Annotated in this window: 14 protein-coding genes and 1 pseudogene; 1 reads left to right on the top strand and 14 read right to left on the bottom strand. The window is 66.5% G+C overall.

The genetic code is table 11. The features are described 5' to 3' along the window. From AC3A35_RS23620 to AC3A35_RS23560, 13 genes and pseudogenes are all read right to left on the bottom strand, one after another. Positions 1–113 (bottom strand): annotated as a pseudogene (locus tag AC3A35_RS23620) (electron transfer flavoprotein subunit beta/FixA family protein); the annotation flags it as partial. An 81-nt stretch (positions 114–194) separates the two neighbouring features. After that, complete coding sequence (locus AC3A35_RS23615; protein ID WP_487438955.1) at positions 195–971, bottom strand: ferredoxin--NADP reductase; 777 nt, start codon at positions 969–971, stop codon at positions 195–197. After that, the gene (locus AC3A35_RS23610; RefSeq protein ID WP_487438954.1) at positions 964–1,293 is read right to left on the bottom strand and encodes a gamma-butyrobetaine hydroxylase-like domain-containing protein; all 330 of its coding nucleotides are present in this window, start codon (positions 1,291–1,293) and stop codon (positions 964–966) included. Before AC3A35_RS23610 ends, AC3A35_RS23615 begins: the two co-directional genes overlap by 8 nt. Next, positions 1,290–2,159, bottom strand: coding sequence for an ABC transporter ATP-binding protein (locus tag AC3A35_RS23605; RefSeq protein ID WP_487438953.1), 870 nt, complete (start codon positions 2,157–2,159; stop codon positions 1,290–1,292). Before AC3A35_RS23605 ends, AC3A35_RS23610 begins: the two co-directional genes overlap by 4 nt. Continuing rightward, the gene (locus AC3A35_RS23600; RefSeq protein WP_487438951.1) at positions 2,156–3,133 is read right to left on the bottom strand and encodes an ABC transporter permease; all 978 of its coding nucleotides are present in this window, start codon (positions 3,131–3,133) and stop codon (positions 2,156–2,158) included. Before AC3A35_RS23600 ends, AC3A35_RS23605 begins: the two co-directional genes overlap by 4 nt. 30 nt (positions 3,134–3,163) lie before the next feature. Then, positions 3,164–4,612 carry an ABC transporter substrate-binding protein gene (locus tag AC3A35_RS23595; protein ID WP_487438950.1) on the bottom strand — a complete coding sequence of 483 codons (1,449 nt, stop codon included), beginning with the start codon at positions 4,610–4,612 and terminating at the stop codon, positions 3,164–3,166. 139 nt (positions 4,613–4,751) lie between these two features. Continuing rightward, a complete protein-coding gene (gene fdxA / locus AC3A35_RS23590) occupies positions 4,752–5,087 on the bottom strand; it encodes a ferredoxin FdxA (RefSeq protein WP_487438949.1) in 336 nt (111 codons plus the stop codon). A 10-nt stretch (positions 5,088–5,097) separates the two neighbouring features. Beyond that, a complete protein-coding gene (locus AC3A35_RS23585) occupies positions 5,098–6,045 on the bottom strand; it encodes a HEAT repeat domain-containing protein (RefSeq protein WP_487438948.1) in 948 nt (315 codons plus the stop codon). Positions 6,046–6,054: 9 nt separating this feature from the next. Further along, the gene (locus AC3A35_RS23580; protein ID WP_487438947.1) at positions 6,055–6,288 is read right to left on the bottom strand and encodes a 4Fe-4S dicluster domain-containing protein; all 234 of its coding nucleotides are present in this window, start codon (positions 6,286–6,288) and stop codon (positions 6,055–6,057) included. Between the two features lie 26 nt (positions 6,289–6,314). After that, entirely contained in the window at positions 6,315–8,045 is a 1,731-nt protein-coding gene (locus AC3A35_RS23575) for a fumarate reductase/succinate dehydrogenase flavoprotein subunit (protein ID WP_487438946.1), read from the bottom strand. A 70-nt stretch (positions 8,046–8,115) separates the two neighbouring features. Then, positions 8,116–8,895, bottom strand: a complete 780-nt coding sequence (locus AC3A35_RS23570; protein ID WP_487438945.1) for a GntR family transcriptional regulator — start codon at positions 8,893–8,895, stop codon at positions 8,116–8,118. Positions 8,896–8,981: 86 nt separating this feature from the next. Further along, the gene (locus tag AC3A35_RS23565; RefSeq protein ID WP_487438944.1) at positions 8,982–9,908 is read right to left on the bottom strand and encodes a sulfite exporter TauE/SafE family protein; all 927 of its coding nucleotides are present in this window, start codon (positions 9,906–9,908) and stop codon (positions 8,982–8,984) included. 271 nt (positions 9,909–10,179) lie between these two features. Continuing rightward, complete coding sequence (locus AC3A35_RS23560; RefSeq protein ID WP_487438942.1) at positions 10,180–11,190, bottom strand: YeiH family protein; 1,011 nt, start codon at positions 11,188–11,190, stop codon at positions 10,180–10,182. 98 nt (positions 11,191–11,288) lie between these two features. Between AC3A35_RS23560 and AC3A35_RS23555 the strand changes: the two genes are divergently transcribed. Further along, positions 11,289–12,200 (top strand): LysR substrate-binding domain-containing protein, encoded by a 912-nt coding sequence (locus AC3A35_RS23555; RefSeq protein WP_487438940.1) that lies wholly within the window; start codon positions 11,289–11,291, stop codon positions 12,198–12,200. An 87-nt stretch (positions 12,201–12,287) separates the two neighbouring features. On the opposite strand, the gene AC3A35_RS23550 is transcribed toward AC3A35_RS23555, so the two are convergent. After that, positions 12,288–13,067 carry a DUF3047 domain-containing protein gene (locus AC3A35_RS23550; RefSeq protein WP_487438939.1) on the bottom strand — a complete coding sequence of 260 codons (780 nt, stop codon included), beginning with the start codon at positions 13,065–13,067 and terminating at the stop codon, positions 12,288–12,290. Positions 13,068–13,099: the final 32 nt, after the last annotated feature.

Here is a 13,099-nt window from a genome sequence, read left to right as displayed (position 1 = left end):
AACGGGTTCATGCTCATCTTCACGTTGGCGATGTCCACCCCGCTGCCGTCCGCCTTCACGCGGACCTTCACGTTGTAATCCACCACGCGTTTGACCGGGACCAGAATCTTCATTGCTTCACTCATCTCGATGTCAGCTTCTCATCCGGGCAGCGGAGGCGACGCGAGCGCGCCGTCCCGCCAGCCCCCCACGGATCACTTTTCGACGAAGGCGCGCTCGATGACGTAGTCGCCCCGCTCGCCCTGGCGCGGACTGATGCGGAAACCGCGCGCGTCGAGCAGTTTGCAGGTATCGGTCAGCATGCTCGGACTGCCGCAGATCATCGCCCGGTCGTGCTTCGCGTCGAGCGCCGGCAGGCCAAGATCGGCGCACAGCTTGCCCGAGGCCAGCAAGTCGGTCAGCCGCCCCTGGTTGCGGAAGGGCTCGCGGGTCACGGTAGGGTAGTAGCACAATTTTTCCGCCACCACGTCGCCGATGAACTCGTTGGCAGGGAGTTCGCGCTCGATGAAATCGGCATAGGCCAGCTCGCTGACATGGCGAACACCGTGCACCAGCACCACACGCTCGAAGCGCTCGTAGGTGTCGGGGTCGCGGATGATGCTCATGAACGGCGCCAGCCCGGTCCCGGTCGCCAGCAGGTAGAGGTTGCGCCCATCATGGAGATCGTCGATCACCAGGGTGCCGACCGGCTTGCGGCCGACGATGAGTTCGTCGCCGGGCTGCAGGTGCTGCAGGCGCGAGGTCAGCGGGCCGTCGGGCACCTTGATGCTGAAGAACTCGAGATGCTCCTCGTAGTTCGCGCTGGCGATGCTGTAGGCACGCATCAGCGGACGGTCCTCGGCATGCAGGCCGATCATGACGAAGTGGCCGTTGTGAAAGCGCAGGCCCGGATTGCGCGAGGTCCGGAAGCTGAACAGCGAATCGTTCCAGTGATGGACCTCGAGCACACGCTCTATCGATTGATTACTCATCTTCATCCTCGCTCATGGTCTTGCGCTCGTCGCCGAGCGCGCGCAGATAGCTCCAGGGGTAGATGCCGCGATCGTGACCGTCGGCAAAAACCAGGTTCAGACCGGTCTCGGCCAGCGGACGGATAGCGCTCAGGACGGCACCCGGTGGCGGCTCGCGGCCCTCGCGGGCACCTTGGGTGCAGGCGGCGCAACGACAGCGCTGACGCAGCCAGCCGTGCGGCAAGGCACTGCTGGCGCCGTCCGCCCATTCGACGAAAAGCACCCCCGACAGCCGATGATCGGTCACCCCCACCGGCGTGCAGCCACGCACATCGACGCTCATAACGCGGCCCTCACGCCTTCGCTGCCGAGGTGCCAGTCCTGGCCGAGGCCGCCATCCACGAGTTCGCCCCCCATCGCGGCGAGGCTCTCTTCACGGATCAGCGCCTTCAACTGCTGCTGGATGGCCACAAAGGCCGGGGACGAGGTCATCTCCGCGGTCCGCGGGCGCGGCAGCGGAACCGGAATCTCGGCCTTGATACGGCCCGGTCGGGCGGTCATCACATAGACCTTGTCGGACAGGAAGATCGACTCCTCGATGTCGTGGGTGATGAACAACACCGACAGCCGCAGTTGCTGCCACATGTTGGTGAGGATTTCCTGCATCACCACCCGCGTCTGCGCATCGAGCGCGCCGAACGGCTCGTCCATCAGCAGCACTTGCGGTCCGGTCGCCAGCGCGCGCACGATGCCCACGCGCTGCTTCATGCCGCCCGACAGCTGATCCGGATAGTGGTTCTCGAACGACAGCAGACCGGCGAGGCCGAGCAGGGTGCGTGCCCTCGATTGCCGTTCGCTGCTGCACACGCCCTGCATCTTCAGCCCGAACTCGACGTTCTCGCGTACCCGCAACCACGGAAACAGCGAATACTGCTGGAACACGACGCCGCGATCGGCACCCGGGCCACGGATCGCGGTGCCGTCCACGCTGGCCTCGCCGAGAGTCGGCTTCAGAAACCCGGCAACGAGGTTCAGCAGCGTCGACTTGCCACAGCCGGAAGGGCCGACGATGGAAACGAACTCGCCCGGCTCGACTTTCAACGAGATGCCGCTGACCGCATCGAGCGTGCTGCCGTTCTGGGTAAAACTGACGGTCACGTCACGGATGTCGATGCATCCGTGCGACGGGGTATGGACACTGGCCATCATGCATTCTCCTTGCCGCCGGCGCCCTGCCAGGGCATGACGAGCTTCGCCAACAGGCGGATCGCACCGCTGCACAGCAGGCCGAGCACGCCGATGACCAGCATGCCGATGACGATGTGCGGGTATTCGATCAGCGAGTAGGCCTCCCAGGTGAAGTAACCCACACCGAACTGCCCCGAGATCATCTCCGCGGCGATCAGCGACACCCACGCCACCCCCATGCCCACCGCCAGGCCGGTGAAGATATGCGGCAGAGCGCCGCGCAACACGACCTGGGTCATCAGCGCGAACTCGCTCGCGCCCAGGCAGCGCGCCGCCCGGATCAGCACCCGATCCACCGCCCCGACCCCGTGCAGGGTGTTGAGCAGGATCGGAAAGAAGGCACCGATGAAGGTGATGAACACGATGCTGGTCTCGGTGGTCGGCCACAACATGATCGAGATCGGCACCCACGCGATCGCAGGGATCGGCCGGATCACCTCCAGCGCCGGGAACATCAGCCCCTTGAGCAGGGCATAGCGTCCGCACAGCAGGCCCAGCCCGACCCCGAGCACGGTGGCGATGCAGAACCCGACCATGATCCGCCACAGGCTGATGCCGATGTTGGTGAGGAATTTCGGATCACCGAACAACACCACGGCATCGCGATACACCTCGCCCGGTGTGGGCACGTTGGTGAAGCGGATGTAGAAATTCCAGCGGTAAGCGGTTGCCAGATACCAGAAGCCGATCAGCAGACCGATGGAAACCACTGCCAGCAACAGCGATGGGAGCTGAGCGCCCGCCATCGCCAGCACCCGCCCGGACCACGGCAGCGTCCTGCCCGGATCCGCGACGGCCGCCTGGGGCACCGGGCGGGTCGCGGGTTCGGCACGGACCGGTTCGGCGGGCGGCAGCACCGCGGCGTGCAGCGCAGCCACCGCGTGCCCCGCCGCGGGGGGGCTCCCCCCCGCGCCCAGGGTCTCCGTGTCACGCACGGAGCGCATCCTTATCGCGCTGGCCATCGCTCACCTCCCGGCGGCGGCGAGCGCTTCGGCGTACAGACCGACGCGCCCGCCATTGGCCGCGGCATAGGCCTCGGCATCCTTCTTGAGCAGGAAAGGCGTCACCGCAGTCGCCCCGGCCTTGCCCCCCAGCGCGTAGAACGCCTTGTCCGCGAACAGCTTGATCTTCGTGCTCTGATCGAACACGAACGCGACGCCGACCTTCTTGCCCTCCTCGCCGGCCTTGTTCACCGCGGCGAGCGTGCATGCTGCGGACTTGTACGCGCTGATCCCGACGCCGTCGATCCAGACCTCGCCCGCCTCGCGCGGCTTGTCGATCGCGCCGCCGCACAGCGGGTCGGTGCCGGCGATCTCGTAGTTGGCCAGGCTCGCCTTCTGCTTGTCGTAGTCGAGACCGAGCTCCTTGAACGCCTGCTTGACGTAGGTCTCGTCGACCCAGGCATCGGCGTCGAAGTCCTTGACCCGGCCCATGCGCTGCAGCACGCCGTGGTCGTACTTCACGGTTTCGATCCACTTCGGCTTGATCGTCGGATCGAGGGTGTGGACACCGCCCGGGCCGATGAACATGTAGGCGACTTCCTTCTCGACCCGGGTCCATTCCTCGACCTTCGCAGCCGCCTGTACCGGGTTCTTGCGCACCCAGTCATTGGCCTCCATCAGGGCCTTGATGTAGGCAACGACGAATTCCGGGTACTTCTGCGCAAAGTCCTCGCGCACCACCACGCCGTGGAAGGTGGGTACCTTGGTCTCGACGCCGTCGAAGATCTTGCGCGCGAAACCGCGGTAGGGCAGCAGCTCGGCGAAGGGCACGAAATCGGCGTGGCCGTCGATGCGCTGCTCCTGCAGGCTGGAGGTGCCGACCTCGGGGCTCTGGCTGGAGAGTTCGAAATCCTCTGCCTTCCAGCCCTTGTCTTCCATTGCCTTCAGCAGCATGCCGTGCGCCGCGGAGCCGAAGGGCACCGAGACCTTCTTGCCCTTCAGGTCGGACAACTCGTAGTAGGGCGAGTCCTTGTGCACCACGACGCCGTTGCCGGCGCCGTCGGCGTTGTAGGCAATGAGGGCGATCAGGCGGCTCTTGGTCTCTTTGCCGGCCTGGAAGGTGGCGCCGTTCACCAGCAGCGGGTAGTCGCCCATCATTCCGATCTGCAGCGTGTTGGCGACCATGCCGTTGGTGACCGGGGGACCCGAGGTGAAGTTCTGCCATTCGAGCTTGAACTCGATGTCCTTGTACTTGCCGGTCTTCGGCAGATGCTTGTCGAGCAGGCCGAGTTCCTTGATGACGATGCCGCCGGTCACCGTATTGGTGGTGGTGTTCTGGGTGCCGATCCCGACCGTGACCACCTCGGCCATGGCAGGGAAGGCACAGCAGCCGGCGAGCGCCGCTGCGGCCATGAGTTTGCGTGCGATGTTGTTGTTATTGTCTCGAGCCGTGTTTCTGGAACGTGCATTCATGATTTGCGTCCTTGTCCAGTTGATCTGTTGGCGATGCGTTCGAGCGCTACTGTTTTTTATGAGACTGCGGGGTTGGGGCAGGGTGAAGCGGGCTGAGGTTGAAGGAAGAAGGTTGAGTTGAAGGGAAAACGGGGGCCGGTCAGGTCACTGCGGCAGGATCGAGGAACTGACGCTTGTCCTTGATCGCGGCCCACTGTTCGGCGTCGGGCAACGGTTCGCGCGCGGCGTCGATCACCGGCCAGTCGAGGGCCAGCCGGGCATTGATCTCGATGAACGCGTGCTGGTCGGGCGCCAGATCGGCCTCGGCGAAGATCGCCCCGATCGGGCATTCGGGCACGCACACGCCGCAGTCGATGCAGCCGTCCGGATCGATCACGAGGAAGTTCGGTCCCTCGTGAAAGCAATCCACCGGGCACACCGCGACACAGTCGGTGTACTTGCAGCGCACGCAGGCTTCGGTAACGACGAAAGTCATGTCAGCATCCTTATTTCTGGGCCAGGCCGATCGCGGTCAGGGCAAGGCGCGAGAGCTTGCGCACGTCCGGATCGGCGTCGTCGAGTGCCTTTTCGAGCGCGGGGATGGCGCGCGGGTCGGCAATCTCGCCGAGCGCGACCGCCGCTTCCTTGCGCAGGTTGCCGATCGGGTGGGCGAGCGCCTCGACCAGCGCCGGCAAGCCGGCCACCGCCTTCAGCAGCCCGAGGCTGCGTGCGGCCTTGACCCGCACCTGCCAGTACTCGTCCTGCATCGCCCGCACCAGGTCCGGGATCGCCGGCCCCATGCGCAGCTTGCCGATGGTCTGGGCGGCCTCGTCGCGCACCATCCACGCGCTGTCGCCCAGCGCGCGGGTCAGGGCCGGCAGCACGCTGATCTCGGTGGCGTAGCCGAGCGCGCCGACCGCGATCCGGCGCACGTCGGGGTCCGGATCGTGGGCGGCGACTTCGGCCAGATCGCCGATCGCCTCGGGCCGGCGCAGATAGCCCAGCACGCCCACGGCCTCGCGCCGGACGCCCGGATCGGGATCGCGCAGCGCGGCCATCGCAGGTGCGAACACTTCGGGCACGCGCAGCGCACGCAGGGCGCGGAATGCGAGCATGCGGACCTCGGCATCCGGCTCCGGCAACAGCGCGAGCAGGGGCCCGGCGGAAGCGGCGTGTTTCAGTTCGGCGAGCACCAGACCGGCGGCCTCGCGCACGCCGGGGTCGGTATCGAGCAGCATCGGCGCCAGTGCGGCCACGACTTCCGGCTCCTCGAAGCCTTCGAGCGCGCGCACCGCTTCGGTCCGCACGTTGGCTTCGCGGTCGGCCAGGCGCGGCAGCACCAGCGGCACGATGTCGTCCTCGTCGCTGTAGGGCAGGTCGATGACCGCCAGGCGGCGGACCTCGGCGTCGTCGCTGATGAGGCGTTCGGCGATGGACAGGGCAATGATCGTCATAGCCTCACCTCAGCGCAGCAGATAGGGGATGCTGACGTGCACCGCGCCGGTCGGGCAGTCGGTCTCGCACGGCAGGCAGTACCAGCATTCATCGAACTTCATGAACGCCTTCTTGGTGAGCATGTCGATGGCCAGCACGTCGAGCGGGCAGACATCGACACAGACGGTGCAGCCCTTCTCGGCGATGCACTTGCCCTCGTCGACGACGACGGGGACCTGGGTCAGGGTGGTGGCGATACTCATGATGGGTTCCTCGCGCTATCTCGTGATCAGGCGGCTTCGGCGCTGCGCGCGACGCGCAGGCGCTGGTAGGCGGTACGTTCTTCCTCGTCGATGGCGACGAGGTAGGGCTCGACCGCCTTCTTGCGCAGCTGCATCCGGCCCTCGGCGTTCTTGCTCAGCAAGGTGTGGCAGAACCAGTTGGCGTCGTCGCGCTCGGGGTGGTCGACGTTGTAGTGGTACAGGCCCCAGCGGCTCTCGGTGCGGAACAGCGAGGCACGCGCCGCCATCTCGGCGCAGTCGAGGATGGAATGCGCTTCCATCGCCCGCATCAGCTCGTGCGGATTGGTGGCGACCATGGCCACGGCGTCCTCGCGCACCTCATCGAAGCGGCGCAGGCCGATCTCGTACTTGCGCGTGATCTTGGGCGGCTGCAGGTAGTCGTTCACCAGGCGGCGGGTCTTGTACTCGATCTGGAACGGGGTGAGGCCATCGGTCCGTTCGAGCGGTGCGCGGATGCGTGCCTCTTCGGCCGCGATCGCGCCGTCGTCGACCCGGCCCTTGGCAGTGTCGGCGCAGTAGGCGGCCGCGCTCTGACCGCACAGGCGACCATAGACGAAGGCGCCGAGCATGTAGTTGTGCGGCACGCTGGCGCAGTCGCCGGCGGCATACAGGCCGGGCACCGAGGTCTCGCCGCGGGCATTGGTCCAGATCCCGGAGGCGCTGTGGCCGCTGCAGAAGCCGATCTCGGAGATGTGCATCTCGATCATCTGCTTGCGGTAGTCGTTGCCGCGCTTCTCGTGGAAGCGGCCGCGGCTGGGGCGCTCGTTGGTGTGCAGGATGTGCTCGATCTCGCCGATGGTTTCCTCGGCGAGATGGTCGAGCTTGAGGAACACCGGGCCGTTGCCGCCTTCGAGTTCGTTGTAGAACTCCATCATCATCTGCCCGCTCCAGTAGTCGCACTCGATGAAGCGCTCGCCCTTGGAGTTGGCGGTGAAGCCGCCGAAGGGGCCGGTGACGTAGGCACAGGCGGGGCCGTTGTAGTCCTTGATCAGCGGGTTGATCTGGAAGCACTCGAGATTTGCGAGGTCGGCGCCGGCGTGGAAGGCCATGGCGTGGCCGTCGCCGCAGTTGGTCGGATTCTCGTAGGTGCCCATCAGGTAGCCCGAGGCCGGCAGCCCGATGCGTCCCGCCGCCCCGGTGCTGATCACCGCGGCCTTGCAGCGGATCACGTAGAAGTCCGCGGTGCGGCAGTCGAAACCCATGACGCCGACGACTTCGCCGCTGGCGCCGGTCAGCAGCCGGGTGACGACGACGCGGTTGGTGATCTCGACCCGGGCGCGCTTGAGCTGGCGGTAGAGAATCTTTTTCATGTGGTGGCCTTCGGGCATCGGCAGCACATAGCTGCCGAGGTGATGGACCTTGCGCACCGCGTAGTCGCCGGTCTCGTCCTTCTCGAACTTGACGCCCCAGCGGTCGAGCTCCTGGATCATGTCGAAGCTGTTGGCGGCGTAGGCCATCACCGCCTCCTGATCGACGATGCCGTCGTTGGCGATGGTGATTTCCTTGACGTACTGCTCGGGGGTGGCGTGACCGGGAATGACGGCATTGTTGAGCCCGTCCATGCCCATCGAGATCGCGCCGCTGCGTTTCACATGCGCCTTGTCGATCAGCAGCACCTTCAATTGCGGGTTCTGCTCCTTGGCCTTGACCGCGGCCATCGGCCCGCCGGTGCCGCCGCCGATGACGACGAGGTCGAACTCGAGATCTATGCGTTTCATGATTGCTCCTGGGGTTGGGAGTGCGTTGCTACGCTTGCTGCATGGACTGGAACCGGTTCTGTGCCGGGTCTCAGGTCCGGTCGATACGCAGGCGATACTGGAAGGCATCGCCGCGGTAATAGAGGAACTCGAAATCGATCGGTATGTCTCCGGCGTAGGTCAGACGCTCGATGCGCAACAGTGGCAGGCCTTCTGCCATGCCCAGATGGCGCGCGAGCGATTCGTCGGCAGAGATGGCCTCGATCTGCACGTCGGCATGGGTGAGGTCGTGGCCAAAATCGTTTTCGAGAATGACGAAGATGTCGCGCGCGGCCAGATCCTCCTGGACCAGGCGGCGGCCGATCTCGAGCGGGAAGTAGCTCACGTCGACCGAAATCGGTTCGCGGTTGAGATAGCGCAGGCGCTGGATCTCGAATACCGCAGCGCCCTCCTTCAGCGCGAGGCGCTGCGCGACCAGCAGGCTGGCCTCGACCTCGCGCGCACTGAGCAGCATCGAGTAGGTCTCGTAGCCCGACGGCGACATCGCCTCGCCGAAACCCTGCAGCCGCGACAGGCTCTGGAAAGCCTTGGGCTTGGCGACGAAACTGCCCTTGCCCATGACCTTGAAGATCAGCCCTTCCTTTTGCAGATCGCCAAGCGCCTGGCGGATGGTGATGCGGCTGACGCTGAAGCTCTCCATCATCTGGCTCTCCGATGGCATCTGCGAATGCGGGGCGTAACTGCCGTCCAGAATCCGGCGGCGCAGGACCTCGCGGATCTGGGTGTGCAGCGGCACCGGGGACACCGCGGTCACGGCGTTGTCGCCCGCATCGGGCGCGGTTGAGGCGCTTCTTTTTCGGATCAGAGACATGTCTTGCACTCCTGAAACACAGCCTGTTATGACGAGTTCTAACTAGCAAATACGGTGCCAAGTTCTCCGCACCGCAACAATATCTATTAACTACTTGTTTTAACTTGATTTAGAGCGTGCTTGCAGGGCGTCGCGCGGCGCCCACCGTGCGTGGCGCCGCACCCGTCCGGTGCGCCCTGCACCAACATCGAAAGCCGATCACTCCTACCGTTCGCATCGCTGCCGACACCCCCGCCAACGGGCCGGGCGGGGAGCTCGCGCGGCCACGCCGCCATCACCCCGGCCACCATCAGCAGCACCAGCACGAACGGCCTGAAATGACGCTTGCCGACACGCCGATACAGGCGCGTGCCGGCCACGCCGCCGGCATGAAACAGGGGCGCGAGCAGTACGCCGAGCGCCAGGTCTCGCCACGACAGCATGCCCAACAGCGCGATGACGGCGAGCGCCACCGGATACAGCACGGCGAAGAACAGGATGAAGTTGGCGCGCGCACGATGGGTGTCGGGCTCGACGCCGAACAGGTAAAGAATGGCCGGCGGTCCGCCGACCCCGCCGAAGCCGGTCAGCACGCCGCTCACCAGTCCGACCGCGAGCGACAGTTGTGGTGAGCGACCGCCGATCAGGGTGATCCCGGACATCAGCGCCAATGCACTGGCCACCACTGCCAGCCCGATCACCATCCCGAAGGCCTGGGCCGGCAGCGCGCCGACCAGTGCGATTCCGCACGGCACGCCGACGAAGGCGGCAACGCTCATCGGCAGCATCACGCCGCGGTCGATCACCCGGCTGGCGGACAGCAGGGTCGCCCGCCCGATCGGCAAGGCATTGAGCAAGGTCACGACGCACATCGTTTCACGCGCCGACAGCACCAGCGACAGCAGCGGCGCCATCAGCAGCGCGGCGCCAAATCCGGTCAGGCCGCGCAGCGCCCCGCCGGCGAGCGCCGCCAGCACCACGACAGTCCAGGTGAGTGCATCGCGCGCCCCGAGAAACTGGGAAATCTCGTTCAAGATCGGCTTCGTCCTGTGAGTCGGCGATCCCTCGCGTTCGGCCGTTCGCCGTGGGGAGATGCCGGCCGGGGCACCATGCCCCAACTTGTTATAACAAGTTATTAGAAGCAAATTGCACGCCATCTGCCAGCACACCGGCGTCATGAGTTAGAGGCTTGTTATTACAGGAGTAACTTGATGCCGCCGGGGCGGAATCGGGAATCGCCGTGCCCCGTGTCGGTGCGGTTGCCCCAACGACGCCGGGTCCTGGTGCAAAGACGACATCGCGGTCTCAACCCAGCCAGGTCAGAGTGCTCACCATCCACAGCCCGGCAAGAAGCAGGTAGGCCCACAGCAGGGCCGCCAGCAGCCACACCCGGGCGCCCGCGGCACGGACATCGGTAAACCGGGTCGCCGCGCCGAGCGCCGCCAGGCCGACGGCGAGCAGGACTTGCGCCAGCTCCGCACCGGCAGCCAGCACCGCCGCGGGCAGCCATCCACTGGCGTTGAGCGCGATCGCGGCGAAAAAGGCCCACAGGAAGAACGGGACACGCAGCCGGCGGCCCCCCGGGGTGGCGCGCCCGTCGATAAACGCGATCCATACCACCGCGGGGGCAAGCAGCATCACCCGCATCATCTTCTCGATCAGCGCGGCGGTGGCTGCCTCCGGTCCGACCGCACTCGCGGCGGCGACGACATGGCCGAGTTCGTGCACGGTCAGCCCGATCCACAGCCCGAACGCGGCATCCGACAGCCCCAGCAGGGGGCGCAGCAAAGGCAGCAGATACATCCCCAGCGTCCCGAACAACACCACCGCGGCAACCGCGGCGGACACCTGACGCGCACGGGCGCCGAGTACGCCGTCGGCCGCGGCGACCGCCGCCGCACCGCAGATCGCGCTGCCGGCACCGATCAGCAGCGCACTGTGGGGATCGAGCCCGAGCCGCCGCCCGAGCGCCTGTGCCAGCAGCAGCGTCGAGGCCACGATCGTCAGCGCCATCAGCACACCGACCCAGCCCACGCTGGCAAATTCGTCGATTCCGATCCGCAGCCCGTAGAGCGCGATCCCGACGCGCATCAGCGGCCCGCGTGCCACCGCCAGTCCCGCACGACCGCGCTCCGGCAGCGCCGGCCACAGGTTGCCCACGACCATGCCGAGCGCGACCGCCAGCGGCAGCCACCCCAGTCCGTTGCGACTCAGGGCCGGGATCGCCGACAGCACCGCGGCCGTCATCGTGATGGCGGTACAGGCATAGAGCCCGAGCCGGACGCCGGGAGCTGGCAGGACTGCGCTTATATTCATGTTCGCATATCGATAGTCGTGATCTGGAATAAGGATAGAGGGCGCGCTAGTATTCGTATATGGCATCAAAGTTAGCCATCGATTACCTGAGCTCATACATGAACCTTCACCTGCTTCGAATTTTCGTCACCGTGGTCGACGCCAACAGCTTCTCGCGCGCCGCCGAGCAGCTCGGCATCAGTCAGCCGGCCACCTCCAAGGCGGTCAAGGAGCTCGAGGCCCAGCTCGACACCGTGCTCCTCGACCGCCGCGGGCGCAGCTTCCGCACCAGCGAGCCGGGGCAGGCCCTGTATGCGCACGCACGGGCGATCTTTGCGCTGGAGCGCGAAGCCGACGAAGCGATCCGCTCGTTCTACGCGCTGGAGCGAGGCCGGCTCGTGATCGGCGCCAGCACCACCATCGCCACCTACTGGCTGCCGCCCTTTCTGAAGACCTTCCATGTCCGCCACCCGCGGATCGACCTCCGTATCGTCGGCGCCAACACCCAGCGGATCACCGAGCTGCTGCTCGACTGCGAGGTCGATGTCGCGTTGGTCGAAGGTACGGTGAGCGATGCCAGGATCGACGTCCGACCGTGGCGCAAGGAGGAGATGATCGTGATTGCACCGCGTACGCAGGGGGAAGACGGGCGCCCGGGGGAGGACGCGGCGGAACCGCCCGCCAGCCGGACGTGGATTCTGCGCGAACGCGGCTCGGGCAGCCGGGATGCCGCCGAGCGCCTGCTGGAACAGGCCGGCATCCACACACCGCGGACGATGGAAGTGTTCAGCAACGAGGCCATCGTCCAGGCGGTGGCCTCGGGCATCGGCCTCGGGGTGGTGCCGCGGATATGTGCGCGCGATCAGCTCGCGCTCGGACGGGTGCGCAAGTTCAATGTCGGCACCGGCCCGATCAGCCGTCAGTTGTACCGGATGCGCCTGCCGCACCGCCCGGTCAGCCAGAGCGCCCTCGTCTTCGAGGGTTTGCTGGCGGCCTCTGCCGACGCCGCGGCGCCCGATCGGCACGACTGAAGGAAACCCCCCGCGCCACCCTCAGGTGCACACTCGCCTCCCCGGACGGACGTGCGTCCAGCGACGTCGCGACCGGCCCCCGCCCCCTCAGCGCGCCAGGAAGCGCAAATCGCCGAACAGCGTGGTGACGGCCTCGCCGGTGTTGTCGGTATCGGCACTGACCGCGAGTCCGACCACCGGCGGGATGTCCTCCCCGAACACGGCGCGGAAATCGGCGGCGAGGTCGCGCTCGACGTCGCGCCACTGCCCTGCCTCGGCCGGGCCACTGTCGACCACGATCATCCGTACCCGGTCAGTGTAGGGATTGGGTCCGGTCGCACCTGCGGGCTGGGCCGTGCCCCACACATAGGCGATCGCCGCCGAAGGCAGGCTGGCGCCGTACAGCGTCCGTCCGAGCGCGATCTTGACCCGGTCGCCCAGTGCCAGCCGGTCCATCGGGTAGTCGAACAACACATAGACCCGCGCCGCGTAATCGTCACCGGCCTTGCGGGTGAAGTCCGAACCGGCGAGCGCCCTCGACACCTTCCAGCGCCACGCCAGGCGGGGGGTTTGCGCTGGATCGACCGCGAGCGGATGGGTCATGGTCGAGGCCGCGGCCTCCGAACGCACCCGCAACACCGTGCGACCGCCCTCTTCGACCAGGTCGAAGCGGTTTTCGCGTTCGACCCGCGGCAAGGTCTGGTGCTGCCAGGGCGCGCCGATCGCTCCGCCTGGCGCCATCGCCGAGAACGCGCTGACCTGACTCGGCAGGCGGCCTTCGGCGCCGCCACCCCCTGCGAGCAGGCCACATCCCAGCGTCACCACACCCTTCGCCATCACCCGGCGCAGCGCCCGCCTCCCCGTCGTCCAGCCCATCCCTGCTGCCATCGCGCCCGCTCCCATCGATTGTCCGCCTGGTG

This window comes from Azoarcus sp. Soil_N_20, from assembly GCF_057656155.1.
Note: the sequence above shows the minus strand (reverse complement) of the source record. Positions and strands in the feature narration are given on the sequence as shown.

Coding starts and splice junctions, on each gene's coding strand:
- AC3A35_RS23570 (WP_487438945.1), bottom strand. CDS start 8,895: ATGTCTCTGATCCGAAAAAGAAGCGCCTCAACCGCGCCCGATGCGGGC.
- AC3A35_RS23560 (WP_487438942.1), bottom strand. CDS start 11,190: ATGAATATAAGCGCAGTCCTGCCAGCTCCCGGCGTCCGGCTCGGGCTC.
- AC3A35_RS23615 (WP_487438955.1), bottom strand. CDS start 971: ATGAGTAATCAATCGATAGAGCGTGTGCTCGAGGTCCATCACTGGAAC.
- AC3A35_RS23605 (WP_487438953.1), bottom strand. CDS start 2,159: ATGATGGCCAGTGTCCATACCCCGTCGCACGGATGCATCGACATCCGT.
- AC3A35_RS23550 (WP_487438939.1), bottom strand. CDS start 13,067: ATGGCAGCAGGGATGGGCTGGACGACGGGGAGGCGGGCGCTGCGCCGG.
- AC3A35_RS23585 (WP_487438948.1), bottom strand. CDS start 6,045: ATGACGATCATTGCCCTGTCCATCGCCGAACGCCTCATCAGCGACGAC.
- AC3A35_RS23575 (WP_487438946.1), bottom strand. CDS start 8,045: ATGAAACGCATAGATCTCGAGTTCGACCTCGTCGTCATCGGCGGCGGC.
- AC3A35_RS23610 (WP_487438954.1), bottom strand. CDS start 1,293: ATGAGCGTCGATGTGCGTGGCTGCACGCCGGTGGGGGTGACCGATCAT.
- AC3A35_RS23555 (WP_487438940.1), top strand. CDS start 11,289: ATGAACCTTCACCTGCTTCGAATTTTCGTCACCGTGGTCGACGCCAAC.
- AC3A35_RS23580 (WP_487438947.1), bottom strand. CDS start 6,288: ATGAGTATCGCCACCACCCTGACCCAGGTCCCCGTCGTCGTCGACGAG.
- fdxA (WP_487438949.1), bottom strand. CDS start 5,087: ATGACTTTCGTCGTTACCGAAGCCTGCGTGCGCTGCAAGTACACCGAC.
- AC3A35_RS23595 (WP_487438950.1), bottom strand. CDS start 4,612: ATGAATGCACGTTCCAGAAACACGGCTCGAGACAATAACAACAACATC.